The organism is Rhizobium sp. SG741 (assembly GCF_012275435.1).
In the GTDB taxonomy this organism is placed as follows: Bacteria; Pseudomonadota; Alphaproteobacteria; order Rhizobiales; family Rhizobiaceae; genus Rhizobium; species Rhizobium lusitanum.
In genome coordinates this window covers 184388-203357 of the sequence record NZ_JAAZQP010000004.1, presented here as the reverse complement: position 1 = coordinate 203357, position 18970 = coordinate 184388, and the positions used below count along the sequence as shown (strand labels likewise).

At 61.2% G+C, this 18970-nt stretch carries 19 protein-coding genes; 3 read left to right on the top strand and 16 right to left on the bottom strand.

What is annotated here, in order from left to right; translation table 11 throughout:
• The 5 genes from FHT29_RS12490 to dusB form a co-directional block, all read right to left on the bottom strand.
• Positions 1-1365: a sigma-54 dependent transcriptional regulator gene (locus tag FHT29_RS12490; protein WP_037201994.1), complete on the bottom strand. Its 1365-nt coding sequence runs from the start codon at positions 1363-1365 to the stop codon at positions 1-3.
• The gene (locus FHT29_RS12485; protein ID WP_037201992.1) at positions 1355-3628 is read right to left on the bottom strand and encodes a PAS domain-containing sensor histidine kinase; all 2274 of its coding nucleotides are present in this window, start codon (positions 3626-3628) and stop codon (positions 1355-1357) included. The genes FHT29_RS12490 and FHT29_RS12485 overlap by 11 nt, the downstream gene beginning before the upstream one ends.
• Positions 3629-3912: 284 nt before the next feature.
• Complete coding sequence (gene ntrC / locus FHT29_RS12480; protein WP_037201990.1) at positions 3913-5364, bottom strand: nitrogen regulation protein NR(I); 1452 nt, start codon at positions 5362-5364, stop codon at positions 3913-3915.
• Positions 5361-6518, bottom strand: a complete 1158-nt coding sequence (locus FHT29_RS12475; RefSeq protein WP_037201988.1) for a nitrogen regulation protein NR(II) — start codon at positions 6516-6518, stop codon at positions 5361-5363. The genes ntrC and FHT29_RS12475 overlap by 4 nt, the downstream gene beginning before the upstream one ends.
• The gene (gene dusB, locus FHT29_RS12470; protein WP_047557701.1) at positions 6515-7543 is read right to left on the bottom strand and encodes a tRNA dihydrouridine synthase DusB; all 1029 of its coding nucleotides are present in this window, start codon (positions 7541-7543) and stop codon (positions 6515-6517) included. The genes FHT29_RS12475 and dusB overlap by 4 nt, the downstream gene beginning before the upstream one ends.
• 222 nt (positions 7544-7765) lie before the next feature.
• Between dusB and FHT29_RS12465 the strand changes: the two genes are divergently transcribed.
• Both FHT29_RS12465 and FHT29_RS12460 read left to right on the top strand, forming a co-directional pair.
• On the top strand, positions 7766-8986 hold the full coding sequence (locus FHT29_RS12465) for a bifunctional 2-C-methyl-D-erythritol 4-phosphate cytidylyltransferase/2-C-methyl-D-erythritol 2,4-cyclodiphosphate synthase (protein ID WP_037201983.1): 1221 nt from the start codon (positions 7766-7768) through the stop codon (positions 8984-8986).
• Positions 8983-9480, top strand: coding sequence for a CinA family protein (locus tag FHT29_RS12460; protein ID WP_037201981.1), 498 nt, complete (start codon positions 8983-8985; stop codon positions 9478-9480). Before FHT29_RS12465 ends, FHT29_RS12460 begins: the two co-directional genes overlap by 4 nt.
• Positions 9481-9495: 15 nt before the next feature.
• Here the strand turns inward: FHT29_RS12460 and FHT29_RS12455 are convergent, their stop codons facing one another.
• Genes FHT29_RS12455 through FHT29_RS12440 form a run of 4 tightly spaced genes read right to left on the bottom strand, consistent with a single transcriptional unit; the run spans position 9496 to position 11750 of the window.
• A complete protein-coding gene (locus tag FHT29_RS12455) occupies positions 9496-9942 on the bottom strand; it encodes a type II toxin-antitoxin system RatA family toxin (RefSeq protein ID WP_034505627.1) in 447 nt (148 codons plus the stop codon).
• 9 nt (positions 9943-9951) lie between these two features.
• On the bottom strand, positions 9952-10518 hold the full coding sequence (locus FHT29_RS12450; protein WP_047557703.1) for an ATPase AAA: 567 nt from the start codon (positions 10516-10518) through the stop codon (positions 9952-9954).
• A gap of 31 nt (positions 10519-10549) precedes the next feature.
• Complete coding sequence (locus tag FHT29_RS12445) at positions 10550-11143, bottom strand: ATPase AAA (RefSeq protein ID WP_037201977.1); 594 nt, start codon at positions 11141-11143, stop codon at positions 10550-10552.
• 13 nt (positions 11144-11156) lie between these two features.
• The gene (locus FHT29_RS12440) at positions 11157-11750 is read right to left on the bottom strand and encodes an ATPase AAA (RefSeq protein WP_037201975.1); all 594 of its coding nucleotides are present in this window, start codon (positions 11748-11750) and stop codon (positions 11157-11159) included.
• Positions 11751-11893: 143 nt separating this feature from the next.
• On the opposite strand from FHT29_RS12440, the gene FHT29_RS12435 reads away from it, so the two are divergent.
• Positions 11894-12268: a VOC family protein gene (locus FHT29_RS12435; RefSeq protein WP_168599712.1), complete on the top strand. Its 375-nt coding sequence runs from the start codon at positions 11894-11896 to the stop codon at positions 12266-12268.
• A 38-nt stretch (positions 12269-12306) separates the two neighbouring features.
• On the opposite strand, the gene lipA is transcribed toward FHT29_RS12435, so the two are convergent.
• From lipA to FHT29_RS12400, 7 genes are all read right to left on the bottom strand, one after another.
• Complete coding sequence (gene lipA / locus FHT29_RS12430) at positions 12307-13278, bottom strand: lipoyl synthase (RefSeq protein WP_037201970.1); 972 nt, start codon at positions 13276-13278, stop codon at positions 12307-12309.
• A gap of 36 nt (positions 13279-13314) precedes the next feature.
• Positions 13315-13563: a GlsB/YeaQ/YmgE family stress response membrane protein gene (locus FHT29_RS12425; RefSeq protein WP_037201967.1), complete on the bottom strand. Its 249-nt coding sequence runs from the start codon at positions 13561-13563 to the stop codon at positions 13315-13317.
• A gap of 68 nt (positions 13564-13631) precedes the next feature.
• Positions 13632-13886: a GlsB/YeaQ/YmgE family stress response membrane protein gene (locus FHT29_RS12420; protein ID WP_034480636.1), complete on the bottom strand. Its 255-nt coding sequence runs from the start codon at positions 13884-13886 to the stop codon at positions 13632-13634.
• 55 nt (positions 13887-13941) lie between these two features.
• A complete protein-coding gene (lpdA, locus tag FHT29_RS12415; protein WP_037201960.1) occupies positions 13942-15387 on the bottom strand; it encodes a dihydrolipoyl dehydrogenase in 1446 nt (481 codons plus the stop codon).
• Positions 15388-15441: 54 nt separating this feature from the next.
• Positions 15442-16083 carry an SGNH/GDSL hydrolase family protein gene (locus FHT29_RS12410; protein WP_037201958.1) on the bottom strand — a complete coding sequence of 214 codons (642 nt, stop codon included), beginning with the start codon at positions 16081-16083 and terminating at the stop codon, positions 15442-15444.
• Positions 16084-16221: 138 nt separating this feature from the next.
• Positions 16222-17571, bottom strand: coding sequence for a pyruvate dehydrogenase complex dihydrolipoamide acetyltransferase (locus tag FHT29_RS12405; RefSeq protein ID WP_168599711.1), 1350 nt, complete (start codon positions 17569-17571; stop codon positions 16222-16224).
• Positions 17572-17586: 15 nt separating this feature from the next.
• Positions 17587-18963 (bottom strand): pyruvate dehydrogenase complex E1 component subunit beta, encoded by a 1377-nt coding sequence (locus FHT29_RS12400; protein WP_168599710.1) that lies wholly within the window; start codon positions 18961-18963, stop codon positions 17587-17589.
• Positions 18964-18970: the final 7 nt, after the last annotated feature.

The window sequence follows — 18970 nt, the reverse complement described above, 5'->3', positions numbered from 1 at the left end:
TCACACACCCAGCGATTTCAGCTTGCGATGCAGCGCAGAGCGCTCCATGCCGACGAATTCCGCCGTGCGCGAGATATTGCCGCCGAAACGGTTGATCTGCGCGATCAGGTAGTCGCGCTCGAACATCTCGCGGGCCTCGCGCAGCGGCAGCGTCATGATGTGATAGTCGTTCTTGGCGGATACCTTCGGCAGCATGTCGCCGAGATCGGTCGGCAGCATTTCGGCGGTGATCGGCGTATCCGCCCCGTCGGTGCGCGCCAGAATCATCAACCGCTCGATATTGTTGCGCAGCTGGCGGATGTTGCCCGGCCAATCATGCGCCTGCAGCACGGCCATCGCATCATCACCGATCCGCCGCGTGCGGATGCCGGCCTGTTCGGAAATCTGCCGCATCAGCTGATCGACGAGGAAGGGTATATCCTCACGCCGCTCGGCAAGTGCCGGAACACGCACCGGCACGACAGCCAGGCGATGATAAAGGTCTTCGCGGAACAGGCCCTCGGCGATGCGGCTTTCGAGATTATAGGCGGTGGACGAGATGATGCGCACATCCACCTTGACCCGCTTCGAGCCGCCAACGCGCTCGAACTGCTGATCGACCAGCACGCGCAGGATCTTGTTCTGCGTCTCGCGCGGCATTTCGCCGACTTCATCGAGATAGAGGATGCCCCGATGCGCCTCTTCCAGAGCGCCGATCTTGCGCGCCTGCCCCGGAGAGCCTTCCGTGCCGAAGAGGGCGATTTCCATCCGCTCCGGCGTGATCGTCGCTGCGTTCAGCGCCACGAAAGGACCGCCGGAGCGTGCCGACTTCTTGTGGATCATGCGGGCCACCAGTTCCTTGCCGGAACCGGAGGGGCCGAAGATCATGACGCGGCTGTTGGTCGGCGCCACCTTATCGATGGTCTGGCGAAGCTGCGAGACGGCGACCGAGGTGCCGATGAGCTCCACAGCGTCGCCTGTGCGGCGCTTCAGCTCCGTGACTTCGCGCTTCAGCTTGGAGTTTTCCAGCGCGCGTTCCGCGATCAGGATCAGGCGATCGGCCTTGAACGGCTTTTCGATGAAGTCGAACGCGCCTCGCTTGATGGCTGATACGGCCGTCTCGATATTACCGTGGCCGGAGATCATGACGATGGGCAGATCGGGATGGCGCGCCTTGATCTCATCCAGCAATGCCAGACCGTCGAGCTTGCTGCCCTGCATCCAAATATCGAGGAAGATCAGTCGCGGCGCTCGATCGGAGATCGCCGCGAGCGCACTGTCGCTATCATGCGCGGTGCGGGTTTCGTGGCCCTCATCCGAAAGAATTCCCGAAACGATTTCGCGAATATCTTCCTCGTCGTCGACTACGAGAATATCAGATGCCATAAACACTTTCCTTGTCACTTGCTGTCTGGGCAACGGCGGCCTGCTCACGGCGTGGCAGATGCACGCGGATCATGGCCCCTTTGCCCTGGTCGAATTCGGCGGGAGCGTCGTGGAGTTCGATCTGCCCGCCATGGTCTTCAATGATCTTCTTGACGATCGCGAGCCCAAGGCCGGTACCCTTCTCACGCATCGTCATATACGGTTCGAGAATGCTGTGCCGGTTCTCCACCGGCAGGCCGCGGCCATTGTCGATGACATCGACGGTAAAGCGATCGCGCTCCGGATCCAGAGAGGCACGCACCAGGATCTTCGGTTGCGCGCGCGCTTCGTCGCTCGGCAAGCCTTCGATCGCTTCAACGGCGTTCTTGATGAGATTGCCGAAGGCCTGGCCGAGCATTCGCGTATCGAACATGCCTTCCAGCCGCTCATCGCCCAATTCACGCTCGAATTTGACGTGGCTATTGCCCATCTCGCGCAGGAACACCGCATCGCGCAGAACGTCACGCAGGTCGCTCGGCTCCATCGTCGGCTTGGGCATGCGGGCAAAGGAAGAGAACTCGTCGACCATGCGGCCGATATCGCCGACCTGGCGAATGATCGTATCCGTGCACTGATCAAAAACCGGACGATCGGCCTCGGCGATATTCTTGCCGAAACGGCGGCGAATGCGCTCGGCTGAGAGCTGGATCGGCGTCAGCGGGTTCTTGATCTCGTGGGCAATGCGGCGCGCCACGTCAGCCCAGGCGGTCGAGCGTTGCGCTATGACCAGATCGGTGATGTCGTCGAGCGTAATGACATAGGATTCATTCGCGTCGCGCGATTCCTCTCGCGTCACCTGGACGCTCAGCGTGCGCACCGTCCCGCCCCTCACGAGGCTGATCTGCTTGCGGAAGTCACTGCGATGACGCATCGTCGCCTCTGTCACGACCTGATCGACCTCCGGGGCAATTTCTACCAGGCTCTTGCCGACCAGTTCATCGCTCGTCAGCGTCATCAGATCTTCGGCAGAAGTATTGACGATGGTGATACGGCGGTCATGCTCGACGCCGATCACGGCCGCCGTCACGCCCGAAAGCACCGCCTCGATAAAGCGGCGGCGGTCATCCACCTCGTCTTTCGCCTCGAGGATCTCGTCGCGCTGGGTGCGAATTTCCGAGATCATCTTGTTGAAGGTGCGCGACAGGCTGCCGACGTCGCCATCGGCCGAACGCACCGGAACCAAGACATTCATGTTGCCTGAAGCAACATTGTCAGCGGCGCTGATCAGGAGGCGGATCGGCCGCACGATACGGTCGGCGATCGCAATGGCAGTCCAGATCGCAGCCAGAAGCACGATCAGAGCAAAGCCGATGTAGAGAACGGCAAAGGCGATCTGCAGGGACATGCGCCCCTCTTCCATCGCCTTGTATTCGGCCGTGTTGTCTTCCACCATGCGCATCGCGTTCATGACGCGCGGATCGACGGCCCGCACGGTATAAAGGAACGAGCCGGGAATCTCATCGAGCTTGATGACCGCGCCGACGAGGTTGGTGACACCGGGCGGAATAAGCGTCGGTTGGCCATTGGCGGACGCATCGAGCGCATCCTTCGGAATTGCCGGCAGCGGACGCTCGGTCTTGATTTCGGCCTGAACGATGGCGCTGCCGTCACGACGCACGAGGAAGGCGCCGAGCAGGCCGCGGCCTCTTGCCTGACGGGTCATCAGATCGGCGAAGCCGGTGCGATCCAGACTATAGAGCGAACGGTTACGCTCCAGGTCATTCGCCATCGAGACGGTCTGCCCCTGCAGATAGCTCGCATTTTCCATCAGATAGGCTTGCGCCACACTCTGCGACGAGCTGATGATCTGCTGGGTGCGCACCCCGAACCAGCGGTCGAGGCCGACGTTGAGCGTCAAACTGGCCACGATGGCGACGAGAATGGCCGGCGTGATCGCGACGATCGAAAAGAGGGCTACGATACGAATATGGAGGCGAGCCGCGGCACGACCGCGGCTGCGCGCCTTTACCAGTCGCGCAACCTCCCGCGCAATCAGCGCCATCAACCCAAGAACGAACATGCCGTTGATTACAACCGACGTAAAGACGACGGACGAGGTTGGGGCTACCGGCGTCAGTCCGAGAAGCATCAACAGGGTCGCAATCGCGCACAGCAGCGCGCCGCCGGCCAAGATCAGGCCAGGTAGAGCGAAGGAAGCACGACGGTCCGTCACTCTGACAACCGCCTCGTCGCTCGCCGTCGGCGACACCGCGTCCTGCATCATTCCCATCATCTCCACGCCCGAGCGACGGTCGGCGCCCTGCTCAATTCACGCTGCCGCCATTTTCGGCATCAGCGTGAGTGACAGGCAAGGCGGCAGCTGTCGTCCGGTTTCGCCTAAAAGCGAAATCTTTACTTGAATTCATCTCTGCAATAGGCTGAAAAATCAGGCCAACTGCCGATTTATGGCTGTAAGCCGGACGAATCGCCATCGCGAAAAAGACGAATCTGCTGCGTGACCTTTAAGCAACGCATTGTGGCGAAAATGCAACGCATCCGATCACGTTGTCAAGCCGTGCGGGAGCTTCTGTAGACGGAAACACCCAGTTCCCTGATCTTTTTGCGCAGCGTATTGCGGTTCAGCCCCAAAAGATCGGCGGCCTTGATCTGATTGCCACGCGTGGCGGTCAAGGCCGCAAGGATCAGCGGGTACTCCATTTCGGTCAGAACACGGTCGTAGAGGCCGGGAGGCGGGAGATTGTCGCCGAAGCTTGAGAAATAGCTCCGCATGTTTTCCTCGACCGCCTGGGCAATGGTCATGCTGCCGCTGCGGACAGGGCCCTTCTCGATCGGGCTGTCGGGAACGTCGGCGCGCAATTCGGCATCGATGATCTCGCGTGTGATGACATCCTGCGGATAAAGCGCCATCAGCCGGCGGATGAGGTTTTCCAGCTCGCGGACGTTGCCTGGCCAGGGATAGGCCTTCATCAGTTCCAGCGCTTCCTGATCGAAACGCTTGGAGCCGAGCCCCTCCTTCTCGGCCTGCTGAATGAAATGACGCACCAGATCGGGAATATCTTCCGCACGGTCGCGCAGCGGCGGCAGGCGCAAGGGCACGACGTTGAGGCGATAATAGAGATCCTCACGGAACATGCCCTGATTGATCGCCTGCTTCAGATCCTTGTTGGTGGCGGCAACGATGCGAACGTCGGTGCGGATCGGCGTGCGGCCGCCGACGGTCGTATATTCGCCCTGCTGCAATACGCGCAGAAGACGCGTCTGCGCGTCCATCGGCATATCGCCGATTTCATCGAGAAACAGCGTACCGCCCTCGGCCTGCTCGAAGCGCCCCGTCGAGCGGGTCTGTGCGCCGGTAAAGGCGCCCTTCTCATGGCCGAACAGTTCCGACTCGATGAGGTCGCGCGGGATCGCCGCCATGTTGATGGCAACGAAGGGACCGTTGCGACGCTTGCCGTAGTCGTGCAGGGCGCGCGCCACCAGCTCCTTGCCGGTGCCGGATTCGCCGGTGATCATCAGCGTCAGGTCGGTCTGCATCAGGCGCGCCAGCACGCGATAGATTTCCTGCATGGCAGCCGAGCGGCCGACAAGCGGCATACCGTCCTGCATGTCGTCCTCGAGCTTCGCCGGCTTGCGCTTGGGCTCGGACAGGGCACGGCCGACGATCGCGATCAACTCCGTGAGGTCGAACGGCTTCGGCAGATAATCATAAGCGCCCTTCTCCGACGCCTTGATCGCCGTCATGAAGGTGTTCTGCGCGCTCATAACCAGAACAGGCAAATCCGGTCTCGCCTTCTTGATGCGCGGCAAAAGGTCGAACGCATTTTCGTCGGGCATGACGACGTCGGTTACAACGAGGTCGCCTTCGCCGGCGGAAACCCAGCGCCAGAGCGTGGCGGCGTTGGACGTGATGCGTACGTCGTAACCCGCGCGGCTCAAAGCCTGGTTGAGCACGGTACGGATGGCCGCATCGTCATCGGCGACAAGGATCGTGGCTGTCATCGAGTAGTCCCTGTAGAGTTCGGAAAGGGGGCGTCTTCAAGCGTGATGCCTTTGGAGGCCGGCATCAAAACGCGGAAAGTAGTGCGATGGTTCTGGCTGTCGCATTCGACGATGCCGCCATGGTCGCCGATGATCTTGGCGACCAGCGCCAGACCGAGGCCGGTACCGTTGGTTTTGGTCGTGATGAACGGATCGAAAAGATGCGGCACGAGATCGGCCGGCACGCCGGGACCATTGTCGATCACGCAGAATTCGAGCGGCAGCGAGATCTTTTCACGGGTGCCGGCGACGGAAAGGCGAATGCCCGGACGATAGGCCGTCGTCAGCATGATCTCGCCATCCGGCCGGTCGCCGACCGCCTCCGCGGCATTCTTCACCAGATTGAGGAAGACCTGCACGAGCTGGTCCCTGTTTGCGAAAACCGCCGGCAGTGACGGATCATAATTCTCCGACAGTTTGATGTTGCGGGCAAAACCGGCCTTGGCGACCGCCTTCACATGATCGAGGACGGAATGGATATTGACGGGCACGCGATCGATCGGCCGCTCATCGGAAAAAACCTCCATGCGGTCGACCAGCGACACGATACGGTCGGTTTCGTCGCAGATGAGGCGCGTCAGCGCACGATCGTCGTCCTCGACGGATTGCTCGAGCAGCTGCGCAGCGCCGCGAATACCAGACAGCGGGTTCTTGATTTCATGCGCCAGCATGGAGGCAAGGCCGGTGACCGAGCGGGCGGCGGCGCGATGCGTCAATTGCCGGTCGATCTTGTCTGCCATCGAGCGTTCCTGGAACACCACCACCACGGAGCCGGGCTCGCTGGAAATCGGCGCGACGTAGAGGTCCACCAGCTTGTCCTGCCCTAGACGCGGCGAGCTGAGATCGACGCGATATTCGTTGACGGGCGCGCGGCGCTCGCGCACCTGGTCGATTAGTGCCAGCAGCGGACTGCCGAACGGAATGAAGGTCGAGATCTTGTAGCGCGACAGATGCGAGGCGCTGGCGCCGAAGAAGACTTCTGCCTCCCAGTTGGCGAAAGCGATGAGACCCGCCTCGTCGACCATGACGACCGGGTTCTGGATCGCATTGAGAACGGCCATGGCGACGGAATTGCCCGCGCTCTCCCCGGTCCCGGAGCTGGATTTTGAAGTCATGCCGCCTCCTGGACGCATGGGGCGAGATCCGCCCCGGCCTGCAATGCCGCATGGAATGATGCGGCTACCTCGCGGCTATCTTTCGAAGTCATGATTTTCGCCTTGTCGGCGCCGGTGGTCGCCGGAGCATGGCGATCCAGATACCAGGCCAGATGCTTGCGGGCATGACGGATGCCGACAGCCTCGCCATAGAAATCCAGCATCATCTGATAATGCTCCAGGGCGATCTCGACGATCTCATGGCGTCCCGGCGCGCGATGACCGGCCAGAACGCCCGCATGCCAGGGGCGACCCTGGCAACCGCGACCGATCATGACGGCATCGGCGCCGGACCGGCGCAGGATTTCCCGCGCATCCTCCGGTGTCTCGACATCGCCATTGGCGACCAGCGGAATGGAGACGACGTCACGCACGGCGCGGATCGCATCCCAATCCGCCCTGCCCTCGTAGAACTGCATGCGCGTGCGGCCATGGATGGTCACGAGCTGAATGCCTGCCTCTTCGGCACGGCGCGCGATCAATGGCGCGTTGATGGAATTCTCGTCCCAGCCGAGCCGCATCTTCAGCGTGACGGGAATATCAACCGCGCCCACCGTCGCCTCGATCAGGCTGAGCGCGTGATCGGGATCGCGCATCAGTGCCGAGCCGGAATAGCCGCCGATGACCTTCTTGGCCGGACAGCCCATGTTGATATCGATGATATCGGCACCGTTGCCGGCAGCGATCCTGGCCGCCTCCGCCATCCAGTGAGCCTCGCGGCCGGCAAGCTGCACCATATGCGGCTTCAGCCCGGCGCTCTTCAGTCGTGCCCAGGATTCGGCCGTGTCCTGCACCAGCTCGCGGCTAGCCACCATCTCGGTCACGACAAGGCCCGCCCCATAGCGCAAAGCCAGCTGCCGGAAAGGCAGATCGGTCACGCCCGACATCGGCGCAAGGACGACGCGATTGCGGATAGACACCGGGCCGATGGAAAACGAAGTTGCAAGCTCGGATGAAAGCAAATGATTATCTTTCGGGCACACCATACATCTGCACTATTTTTAGACAGGCTTGAGAAGTTTGCCAAGAGGTTTCGGAGAGGCCCGATATTTTTTGGGCAAATGCTGGAAAATACCCATTCAAGACGATAGACCCTGCTGGAGCGAGATCCCGCTTTGGCGATCTATTTAGCATGTGCTTGTTCAAAAGAAAGCTCTACGCTTTTCAGAAGCATGCTGGAGACGGAGCCTTTTATTCCTCGGGGGTTTATGACGCAAATGCATTCAACGCAACCGCTGTCGGTGGGAATCGTGATCGTTGCCGCCGGACGCGGCGAACGGGCGGGGTCGCCTGGCGAAGGTCCCAAGCAATATCGCGCGATCGGCGGCAGAGCGGTTATTGCGCATACGCTTGAAAGATTCGTGACATGGCCGCAGGCGGCGAAGATCGTCATCGTCATCCACCACGACGATGAGAGCCTGCTGCGGTCGGCGCTGAAGCAGGTGGCCGGCTCGCCCGACGTCGAGATCGCTTTCGGCGGCGCGACGCGGCAGCAATCGGTGCTCGCGGGATTACGGCAGTTGCAGGGGAGCGGCGTGACGCATGTGATGATCCATGATGCCGTGCGCCCCTTCTTCGACCACGATCTGCTGGATCGCGTTGCCGAGGCCCTTGCGGCCGGGGCGCCGGCAGTTCTGCCCGCAATGCCTGTCACGGACACGCTGAAGCGGGCAGATGGACATGCGCTGGTCGTGGAAACGGTGCCTCGCGCCGGACTTCATGCCGCGCAGACGCCGCAATCCTTCCGGTTTGCCGATATTCTGGCCGCACATGAAAAAGCGGCTGCCGACGGCAGGACCGATTTTACCGACGATGCCGCTATCGCCGAATGGAACGGTTTACCTGTCACGCTCGTGACCGGCAGTGCCGACAATATCAAACTGACCATCAAAAGGGATATCGCCATGGCCGATGAGAAGCTCACCGCCGCTCTTCTGCCCGACGTGCGCACCGGCAACGGTTATGACGTGCACCAGCTGGAGCCGGGTGACGGCGTCACGCTCTGCGGCATCTTCATTCCGCACAACCAGACGCTGAAGGGACATTCCGACGCCGACGTCGCGCTGCATGCATTGACGGATGCCTTGCTCGCGACCTGCGGCGCAGGCGATATCGGCGACCACTTTCCGCCCTCCGATCCCCAATGGAAGGGTGCGGCATCCCGCATCTTCATCGAGCATGCGGCGAAGATCGTCCGCGAGCGCGGCGGAACCATCATGAACGCGGATGTCTCGCTGATCGCCGAGGCGCCGAAGGTCGGGCCGCATCGCGACGCCATGCGCGCAAAGCTCTCCGAATTTCTGGGCATCAGCCTCGATCGCTGCTCGGTGAAGGCGACCACAAACGAAGGGATCGGCTTCGTCGGTCGCCGCGAAGGCATCGCCGCTATCGCAACGGCAACCGTGGTCTATCGCGGAGGCAAGGCGTGACGCATTTCCCGGAGGACATACTTGCGCTCGCGCAAACCATCGTCGCGGACTTCACGGCAAAGGGCCGAATGGTCGCCACGGCGGAATCCTGCACCGGTGGATTGATCGCCGGCGCATTGACGGAAATCCCCGGCTCGTCGTCTGTCGTCGACCGTGGTTTCGTCACCTACACCAACGCGGCGAAGATGGAGATGCTCGGCGTTCAGGAACAGACGCTTGCGCGTTTCGGCGCCGTCTCGAAGGAAACGGCGCTGCAGATGGCGCACGGCGCCCTCTTCCGCTCGCATGCGGATCTTGCAGTCGCGGTTACCGGTATAGCCGGTCCCGGCGGCGGGTCAGCGGAAAAGCCTGTGGGTCTCGTCCACCTTGCCGCCAAGGCGCGCAACGGCGCGCTGATCCACCACGAGATGCGCTATGGCGATATCGGCCGCGACAAGGTGCGGCTTGCTACCGTGAAGAAGGCGCTGGAAATGCTGATCGCTCTCGATCGGTGACGCCGAAATCCGGCCTTACGCGTAGATCTTGTTCGCGCGCGTCTCGAAGGCATCCGTGAACATGCGAAATGCACGATCGAACATCGATCCCATCAAGGCGCCGAGAATGCGGCTCTTGAACTCGTAATCGATGAAGAAATCGATGCTGCAGCCGCCGTTTTCCAACGGCGCGAAGCGCCAGCGATTGTCGAGATATTTGAAAGGGCCGTCGATATATTTCACATCGATGGCGCGTTCGAGCTTGTTCAGCAACACCTGCGTGGTGAAGGTTTCGCGGATCGCCTTATAGCCAACGGTCATGTCGGCGATCAGCAACACCTTACCGTCGCGTTCCTTGCGGCTGCGAACAACAAGCCCGTCGCAAAGCGGCAGGAATTCCGGATAGCGCTCGACGTCGGCGACGAGGTCGAACATCTGGTCAGGCGAATGCGGAACGGGGCGATGGGTTTCGAATTGAGGCATGATCGGCAATTAAGCAGGACGGCCAAGAAGATCAAGAAGCTGACGCATTTCGCCGCGGGATTTTAACTGTAAAACAGGCACATCGGGGCCGTGTTGAGCTAAGCCTGCAAGAATTTTCGGAACGGTCATCCTCTCGAAATTCCAGATATAACGCAGGAATTCTCCATCGATCCGCTCCGGACAACCCTCCGCCATTTCCGGCCGTGTCCTGCCGTAACCCATGACCGCTCTGGAGAGGGCGCCCCAGAGACAGAGCCATCGCGGCATACGCACCCACAGAATCAAATTCGTGCGCGGCAGTCGCAAATCGAAAGAGGATTGCCCGCTGCCATCCATCAGCCAGCGCTCCTCCGCGACTTTGGCGGCGATCAGGCTGCGCTCCTCTGCTCTTGCGCGTTTGATCCATCCCGGCAACCAATAGAAGTCACGATCCATGGAGACATAAGGCAGATTCAGGCGCTCACAGATCGTTTGCGACAGGGTCGACTTACCGCCACCGGAGCATCCTATAACGAGAACCCGATCGGCCGCATTAAGCCGTGCGGCAGCTTCGGTGAGATCACTTAGCACCTTCATATTCTCACCTCCGGAATGCAGGGGATCTCAGTCAAACAGAGGCCGCAAGCAGATCAAGAAGCCGGCGCATCTGCCGGCGGCTGATCAGTTGAAGGACCGGTACATCCGGGCCATGTTCGACAAGGCCGGTGACGACGCGCGGCGTAAACTTTTCCTCAAACGTCCAGATGAAGCGCAGAAATTCCCAGTCGATTTTCTCTCTGCAGCCGGGCGCCATTTCCGGGCGCGTGCGGCCGATCCATTTGACCCAGCGGGAGACGGCACCCCAGATGCAAAGCAGCCGTGGCATCCGCACCCAGATGACGAAGTCGGTTCGCGGCAGGCGTATGTCGAAGGTGGAGGGATTCGTGCCGTCCATGATCCAGCGCTCGCCCGCGATCTTGGAAAGGATGATCGCGCGCTGCTCGGCCTTGTCGCGCTGCTTCCAGCCCGGCAACCACAGCACATCGCGATCGATCGAGACATAAGCGAGGCCGAAGCGGGCGGCGATCTGCAGCGACAGCGTCGATTTTCCGCCGCCGGAGCAACCCATCACCAGGATACGGTTCGCCCTGCGGATACGATCGGCGGCCTGGGCGAGGTCGTCTATTTCGTTGCGCAGCGCAGGCATCGTCATCTGATCCATGATACCACCCACTTCAGATCTTGCTTTGCAGACGTGCCAGCAGCTCCTCGCCGTCGCGATAGGATTTCAGCGTCAAAACAGGCACATGGCGGCCATGCAGCGCGAGCATTTCCTGAAACTGCGGCACTTCGTTACGCTCGAAAGTCCAGATGTAACGCAGGAATGTCCACGTCAGTTGCTCCGGGCATCCAGCCGCCATCTCCGGTCGAGTGCTGCCCCTGTAGCGCAGCCAGCGCGAAAACACGTCCCATAGCGCAACATACCGTGGAGGGCGGCGCCACAGGGCGATCTCCGTGCGCGGCAGCCGCAGCGGCAAGGTTCCGGGGCTGTTGCCATCCATGATCCAGCGCGGCCCGGCGACCGCCTGCTCGATCCGCGAGATCGCTTCCGGACGCGAGCGAGACTTCCAACCCGGCAGCCAGAAGATATCGCGGTCCATGGACACGTAGGTCAGACCGAGCAACGAGGCGATCGCCTGCGCCAGCGTGCTTTTGCCGGTACCGGAGCAGCCTATGACAAGGATGCGGTTCGCCTCTTTGATAAGCGCAGTCGCCTCTTCGATATCAACGGCACGGACATGCGTCTGCGGCGCGACGATCTGCTCCACGGTACAGCTCCACAATCGAATCGAAAGTGCCGGTACCGGCAACAAACGGCGGGCATGTTTCCTAAATCAAACGGATGACGATCTTATGGCGAAGCACGCGAAAACCGTGGTAGCATCCCTTAGCCAGATCGAGGAGCAGCGCAATGGCGACGGTGCGGTACATAGTCGAGGATATCGAAACGGCAGCGGCATTCTATCTGAAGCATTTCGGCTTTACGCTAAAGCAACAGTTCGGACCGGCAATGGCGATTCTGACGCGGGACGACCTCACATTGTGGCTTGCAGGCCCGATGGCGTCGGCTTCCCGGCCAATGCCGGATGGCCGCAAACCTGAACCGGGCGGCTGGAACCGATTCGTGCTTGAGATCCAAGGAGAATTGCCTGCGCTCGTTTCCACTCTGCGCGAACATGGTGTTCATTTCCGCAACGACATCATAGAGGGACCAGGCGGACGACAAATCCTGTGCGAAGACCCGTCCGGCAACGCGATCGAATTATTCGAACCCAAAAATTCCTGAGATCTCTGCGCCCTCCTGAGGACGGAGAGACTGTTCTCCTATTCCGCCGCTAGCAGAACCTTCTTCTCGCGCGCAGCCCGCAGCCGGGCGAAATCGTCGCCAGCATGGTGGGAGGAGCGCGTCAACGGGCTGGAGGCGACCATCAGGAAGCCCTTGGTGTAAGCCACGGTCTCGTAGGACTTGAACTCTTCCGGCGTGACGAAGCTCATGACCTGATGATGCTTGCGCGTCGGCTGCAGATACTGGCCGATGGTCAGGAAGTCGACGTCAGCGGTACGCAGGTCGTCCATCAGCTGCAGCACTTCGTTGCGCTCTTCGCCCAGGCCGACCATGATGCCCGATTTGGTGAACATGGTGGGATCCAGTTCCTTGACCCGCTGCAGCAGTCGGATCGAATGGAAGTAGCGTGCGCCCGGACGGACCGTCAGATAGTTGCCTGCCACGGTTTCCATATTGTGATTGAAAACGTCCGGCTTGGCGGCGACAACGCGCTCCAGCGCGCCCGGCTTCTTCAGGAAGTCCGGCGTCAGGATTTCGATCGTCGTCATGGGCGAAGCGGCGCGGATCGCCCAGATCACCTTCTCGAAATGCTCGGCGCCGCCGTCCGCAAGATCATCGCGGTCGACCGACGTGATGACGACGTGGCTGAGGCCCATCTGCTTGACGGCCTTGGCGACATTTTCCGGCTCGGCCATGTCGAGCGCGTTCGGCTTGCCGGTGGCGACATTGCAGAAGGCGCAGGCGCGTGTGCAGATCTCGCCCATGATCATGAAGGTGGCGTGCTTCTTGTCCCAACATTCGCCGATGTTCGGGCAGCCCGCTTCCTCGCAGACAGTGACGAGCTTATGCTCCTTCACGATCGAGCGGGTTTCGGCATAGCCCTTCGATGTCGGCGCCTTGACGCGAATCCAGTCCGGCTTGCGCAGGACTTCCGTATCCGGCCGATGCGCCTTCTCCGGGTGTCGTACGCGCTTGGCTTCCGGATTGATCGTGTCGAGAATCGTGACCATGAAACGTCTACTTTCCGCCGCTTAAGTGCGGCCCATTCATCGCCGTGCGAATTTAGCGAGGAATATCAGAATGCATGCACCGATGAAACCGGTGATAAAAAAACCGAGGCGGCCGCCGGGCACGCCGACATGCAGGGCCACCATCAAAGCCGCGGCCACCACCGAGCCGGCGATGCCGAGGATGATGTTGAGGATGATGCCGTAGCGCGCATCCATCAGCTTGCCCGCGAGCCAGCCAGCAAGACCGCCGATGATGATCAGACCCAGCCAACCTACGCTTTCCATCAAACCCTCGATCAGGCGCTCCTCGGAATGATCCTGCCGGACGCCGTGTTGCGTTTTGCCAAGGTGCCCTAGACGATCAATCTCGCCAAGAGCACCACGATGATCGCGCCGACCGTGGCATGGATGATCTCCACGACAAGCGCATTTTCAATACCCAGCGAAATCCCGAACCAGTGGAACAGGAAGCCGCCGACAAAGGCCCCGATCACCCCGCTCACCAGGCAACCGATGAGCCCGCCGCCCCCGACCACCAGGCTCGCGAGAAAACCCGCGACCAGCCCAATGAGAAGAAAGACGATCCAACCTTGAGCAGCTATAGACATGTTGATTTCCTTTGCTGTTTTCCACCCTTCGGATAAAGGGCGAGGCAGGAAATTATCAAGCGTTCAGCACCCGGCCGTAGGCGTCGAGCACCGCCTCCTTCATCGTTTCCGAAACGGTCGGATGCGGGAAGATCGTGTGCATCAGCTCTTCTTCCGTCGTCTCCAGGTTCATGGCGACGACGAAGCCCTGGATGAGCTCGGTGACCTCGGCGCCGACCATATGCGCGCCCAGCAGCTCGCCGGTCTTCTTGTCGAAGATGACCTTGCAGAGACCCTGGTCCTCGCCGAGCGCGATCGCCTTGCCGTTGGCGACGAAGGAGAAGCGGCCGACGCGGATATCGTGGCCGAGTTCCTTGGCCTTGGCTTCGGTCAGGCCGACGGAAGCAACCTGCGGCTGGCAATAGGTGCAGCCCGGAACCTTGCTCTTGTCGGTCGGATGAACATTCGGCAGCCCGGCGATCTTCTCGACGCAGACGACGCCCTCATGCTCAGCCTTGTGGGCCAGCATCGGCGGGCCGGCAACGTCGCCGATCGCGTAGATGCCCGCAACATTGGTCTTGCCGTAGCCGTCGATGACGACGCAGCCGCGATCGGTCTTCACGCCGAGCGCTTCGAGCCCAAGGTTTTCGATGTTGCCCTGGACGCCGACGGCCGAAATCATGCGATCGGCAACGATCTGCTGAACCTTGCCGTCTTCGGTTTCGACATGGGCGGTGATGCTGTTGGCAGCCTTGTCGACCTTTGTGACCTTCGCCTTGGTGAAAATCTTCAGGCCGCGCTTCTCAAGCTGCTTGCGAGCAATGCCCGAGATTTCGGCATCTTCGACCGGCATGATGGTCGGCATGACTTCGACGACGGTGACGTCGACGCCCATCGAGCGATAGAAGCTTGCGAATTCGATGCCGATGGCGCCGGAGCCCATGACCAGCAGCGACTTCGGCAGGAAATCCGGCTTCAGCGCTTCGAAATAGGTCCAGATCAGCTTGCCGTCCGGCTCGATGCCCGGCAGCGCGCGCGGACGGGCGCCGGTCGCGACGATGATGTGCTTGGCGGTGTAGGTGCCCTCACCCTTGACGTTCTTCGGCAACGGATGCTGTGGCTCGACGGCCGGCTTACTCGCCTTGCCGACGACGATCTCGCCCGGCTTGGTTATCTTGGCTTCGCCCCAGATGACGTCGACCTTGTTTTTCTTCATCAAGAAGCCGACGCCTTGGTTGAGACGGGCGGAAACGCCGCGCGAGCGAGCGACGACCGCCTTCACATCCGCGCTCACCTTGCCTTCGAGAACGAGGCCGTAATCCTTCAGATGATTGGAATGATCGAGAATTTCGGCAGAGCGAAGCAACGCCTTTGTGGGTATGCAGCCCCAGTTGAGGCAGATGCCGCCCAGATGTTCGCGCTCGACGATTGCGGTTTTCAGGCCAAGCTGGCCGGCACGCACGGCAGCGACGTAACCGCCGGGACCGGAACCGATGATAATGAGGTCGTAATTCTCAGCCATATGTTTCCTGCCTTATTGGTGGCGGCGGATCGGAAGCCCCGGCGCCTTAATTTATCAGAGACCGAGCATCATCCGCACGATCGGCTCTAGGCCGCGACCGAGCGCCCGGGTGTTTTCCACATCGAGATGCACGCCGTCGAGCGGCGTGGTGATGGCAACCGAACCTGCATCAAAGAAGCCGCAGCTCTCCTCATCGGCAAGATCACGGTAAAGCGTCGCAAGCATTGCCGATTCCTCGATCGCGCCGCGATAGTTGGCGGCAAAGACCGGGTTGGCCGTTTCGGAGATGACGGGCGGCGCCACGATCAGAATATCCGGGACGTCGTAACCGAACCCCCATGTATGATTGCGCACGAGCTGAATCAATCGCCGCACACCTTGCGTGGCCGCGAAAGCGGCACCCGCCACGACCGGTTTCATGTCGTTGGTGCCGAGCAGGAGGATGACGAGATCGAGCGGGTTGTGGGTCTGCAGGATCGTCGGCAGAATCCTCGCACCATTGCGGTCGCAATCGGCGAGATGATCGTCGAAAGCGGTCGTGCGGCCGTTCAGCCCTTCCGGGATGATGCGAACCTGATTGCCGAGCGCCCTTTGCAGCACGCTCGGCCACCGGTCTTCGTAGGCATGACGGCCGATGGTCTCCGCGTTATAGCCCCATGTCAGCGAGTCGCCGTAACACAGAACAGTTTTGGTCATTCATGCCTCCGTGTCGCGACGAGAGCGTGATGCCGAAAAGTGTGAGGGGATTTCGGGCGACATCACGCTCTACCTATTTCATTCCAGAGCGGATTCAGATTTTAGGTCGAATAGACCTAAAATCATCCGGCTCTAAGCTCAGACGAGCATCCCCATCGGGTTTTCGATGTAGCCCTTGAAGGCCGCCAGGAGTTCGGCACCGAGCGCGCCGTCGACGGCACGATGGTCGGTCGACAGCGTGACGCTCATCACGGTGGCGATCGCCATCTCGCCCTTCCTGACGATCACCCGCTGCTCGCCCGCGCCGACGGCCAGAATGGTCGCATGCGGCGGGTTGACGACGGCGGCGAAGTTCTTGACGCCCATCATGCCCATGTTCGATACGGCGGTCGTGCCGCCCTGATACTCCTCCGGCTTCAGCTTGCGCTCCTTGGCGCGCTTGCCGTAGTCCTTCATCTCGTTGGAGATGGCGGAGAGCGTCTTCAGTTCGGCACTGCGGATGATCGGCGTGATCAGACCGCCCGGAATGGAAACGGCAACGCCGACATCGGCATGCTTGTGCTTGACCATATTGCTGTCGGTCCAGGAGACGTTGGCATCCGGCACGTCACGCAGCGCAAGAGCCAGGGCCTTGATCACCATGTCGTTGACCGAAAGCTTGTAGGCCGGCGCGCCGTCCTTCGACTTCGGAGCGGCATCGTTGAGCTGCGTGCGAAGCGCCAGCAGCGCGTCGAGTTCGCAATCGACCGAGACGTAGAAATGCGGGATGGTCTGCTTGGATTCCTGCAGGCGCTTGGCGATGGTCTTGCGCATGCCGTCATGCGGTACGAGCTCGTAGGAACCGGGCTCGAACAGCTTGAGGACGGTCTCTTCCGACATGCCCTTAGGTGCTGCGGCCGGAGCAGCAGCAGGCTGTGCGGCTGGCGCTGCCGATGGAGCAGCCTTGGCAGTACCGCCTGATATCGCGGCTTCGATATCCTTCTTGACCACGCGGCCATGCGGGCCGGAGCCGGCAACTGCCGTCACATCGACGCCGGCTTCCTTGGCAAGGCGACGTGCGAGCGGCGAAGCGAAGGTGCGATGACCATCCGTTGCTGCCGGGGCCGGAGCGGATGCAGCGGGAGCCGCGACGCTTGCTGCAGCAGGTGTTGTAGCCGGCGCAGCCGCAGGAGCTGCTTCCGCCTTGGGGGCCGCGGCAGGAGCCGGAGCGGTACCAGCACCAGAGGCGGCAGCGGCAACGTCCTCGCCATCGCCGGCGAGCACAGCGATCAAGGCATTGACCTTCACGCCTTCGGTGCCGGCGGGAACGACGATCTTGGCGACTGTGCCTTCATCGACGGCTTCGACTTCCATCGTTGCCTTGTCGGTCTCGATCTCGGCGATGACGTCGCCGGACTTGATCTTATCGCCTTCCTTGACCAGCCACTTGGCGAGGTTGCCCTCTTCCATGGTCGGCGAGAGGGCAGGCATGGTGATGTTGATAGGCATCGATGAGCCCTCCCCTTATTTGTAGCAAACGGCTTTCACCGCATCGACCACTTCACCGACATTCGGCAACGCCAGCTTTTCGAGGTTGGCGGCGTAAGGCATGGGCACGTCCTTGCCGGCAATCGTCAGGATCGGCGCATCGAGATAGTCGAAAGCCTGCTGCATGACGCGGGTGGCGATTTCCGTGCCGACGGAGGACTGCGGATAGCCTTCCTCGACCGTGACAAGGCGGCCGGTCTTCTTGACGGATTCGATAACCGTCGGAAGATCCATCGGACGGATGGTGCGCAGGTCGATGAGCTCGACATCGATGCCCTGGGCTTCCAGCTCGGCCACGGCCTTGGTGGCATAGGTCATGCCAATACCGAAGGATACGACCGTGACATCCTTGCCGGGACGATGGATGCGGGCCTTGCCGATCGGTACAACGAAATCATCAAGCTTCGGCACGTCGAAGTGCTGGCCGTAGAGAATTTCGTTCTCGAGGAAGATGACCGGGTTCGGATCGCGGATCGCCGCCTTGAGCAGGCCTTTGGCGTCGGCTGCCGTATAGGGCATGACGACCTTGAGGCCGGGAATGTGGCTGTACCAGGAGGCATAGTCCTGGCTGTGCTGAGCGCCGACGCGAGCTGCCGCGCCGTTCGGGCCGCGGAAGACGATCGGTGCGCCCATCTGGCCGCCGGACATATAGAGCGTCTTGGCGGCGGAGTTGATGATCTGGTCGATCGCCTGCATGGCGAAGTTGAAGGTCATGAACTCGACGATCGGGCGAAGGCCGGCCATGGCGGCACCGACGCCGATACCGGCGAAGCCATGCTCGGTGATCGGGGTGTCGACAACGCGGCGGGGACCGAACTCCTGCAGCAGGCCCTGGGTGACCTTGTAGGCGCCCTGATATTCGGCGACTTCCTCACCCATGACGAAAACGTCCGGATTGGCGCGCATTTCCTCGGCCATCGCGTCGCGCAGCGCTTCACGCACCGTCATCGACACCATTTCCGTGCCGGCCGGGATTTCCGGATCGGCGGGAGTGGCTTTGGGCTGAGCCGGAACAGGTGCCGGCGCGGGAGCGGCCGCTGCAGGCGTTTCGACCTTGGCAGGCTCGGCAGCGGGCGCTGCCTTGACGGCGGAAATATCGGAAGCGGATTCGCCGTCCTGCAGAAGGATGGCGATCTTGGCGTTGACCTTGACGCCTTCGGTGCCGGCGTCGACCAGCAGCTTGCCGATCGTGCCTTCGTCGACGGCTTCCACTTCCATGGTCGCCTTGTCGGTTTCGATTTCGGCAATGACGTCACCGGAAACGACTTTGTCGCCTTCCTTCTTGAGCCATTTCGAAAGGGTGCCCTCTTCCATCGTCGGAGAAAGGGCGGGCATAAGGATATCGATGGGCATGGATGTC

Coding starts and splice junctions, on each gene's coding strand:
- FHT29_RS12490 (WP_037201994.1), bottom strand. CDS start 1,365: ATGGCATCTGATATTCTCGTAGTCGACGACGAGGAAGATATTCGCGAA.
- FHT29_RS12485 (WP_037201992.1), bottom strand. CDS start 3,628: ATGATGCAGGACGCGGTGTCGCCGACGGCGAGCGACGAGGCGGTTGTC.
- ntrC (WP_037201990.1), bottom strand. CDS start 5,364: ATGACAGCCACGATCCTTGTCGCCGATGACGATGCGGCCATCCGTACC.
- FHT29_RS12475 (WP_037201988.1), bottom strand. CDS start 6,518: ATGACTTCAAAATCCAGCTCCGGGACCGGGGAGAGCGCGGGCAATTCC.
- dusB (WP_047557701.1), bottom strand. CDS start 7,543: ATGGTGTGCCCGAAAGATAATCATTTGCTTTCATCCGAGCTTGCAACT.
- FHT29_RS12465 (WP_037201983.1), top strand. CDS start 7,766: ATGACGCAAATGCATTCAACGCAACCGCTGTCGGTGGGAATCGTGATC.
- FHT29_RS12455 (WP_034505627.1), bottom strand. CDS start 9,942: ATGCCTCAATTCGAAACCCATCGCCCCGTTCCGCATTCGCCTGACCAG.
- FHT29_RS12450 (WP_047557703.1), bottom strand. CDS start 10,518: ATGAAGGTGCTAAGTGATCTCACCGAAGCTGCCGCACGGCTTAATGCG.
- FHT29_RS12445 (WP_037201977.1), bottom strand. CDS start 11,143: ATGGATCAGATGACGATGCCTGCGCTGCGCAACGAAATAGACGACCTC.
- FHT29_RS12435 (WP_168599712.1), top strand. CDS start 11,894: ATGGCGACGGTGCGGTACATAGTCGAGGATATCGAAACGGCAGCGGCA.
- lipA (WP_037201970.1), bottom strand. CDS start 13,278: ATGGTCACGATTCTCGACACGATCAATCCGGAAGCCAAGCGCGTACGA.
- FHT29_RS12425 (WP_037201967.1), bottom strand. CDS start 13,563: ATGGAAAGCGTAGGTTGGCTGGGTCTGATCATCATCGGCGGTCTTGCT.
- FHT29_RS12420 (WP_034480636.1), bottom strand. CDS start 13,886: ATGTCTATAGCTGCTCAAGGTTGGATCGTCTTTCTTCTCATTGGGCTG.
- lpdA (WP_037201960.1), bottom strand. CDS start 15,387: ATGGCTGAGAATTACGACCTCATTATCATCGGTTCCGGTCCCGGCGGT.
- FHT29_RS12410 (WP_037201958.1), bottom strand. CDS start 16,083: ATGACCAAAACTGTTCTGTGTTACGGCGACTCGCTGACATGGGGCTAT.
- FHT29_RS12405 (WP_168599711.1), bottom strand. CDS start 17,571: ATGCCTATCAACATCACCATGCCTGCCCTCTCGCCGACCATGGAAGAG.
- FHT29_RS12400 (WP_168599710.1), bottom strand. CDS start 18,963: ATGCCCATCGATATCCTTATGCCCGCCCTTTCTCCGACGATGGAAGAG.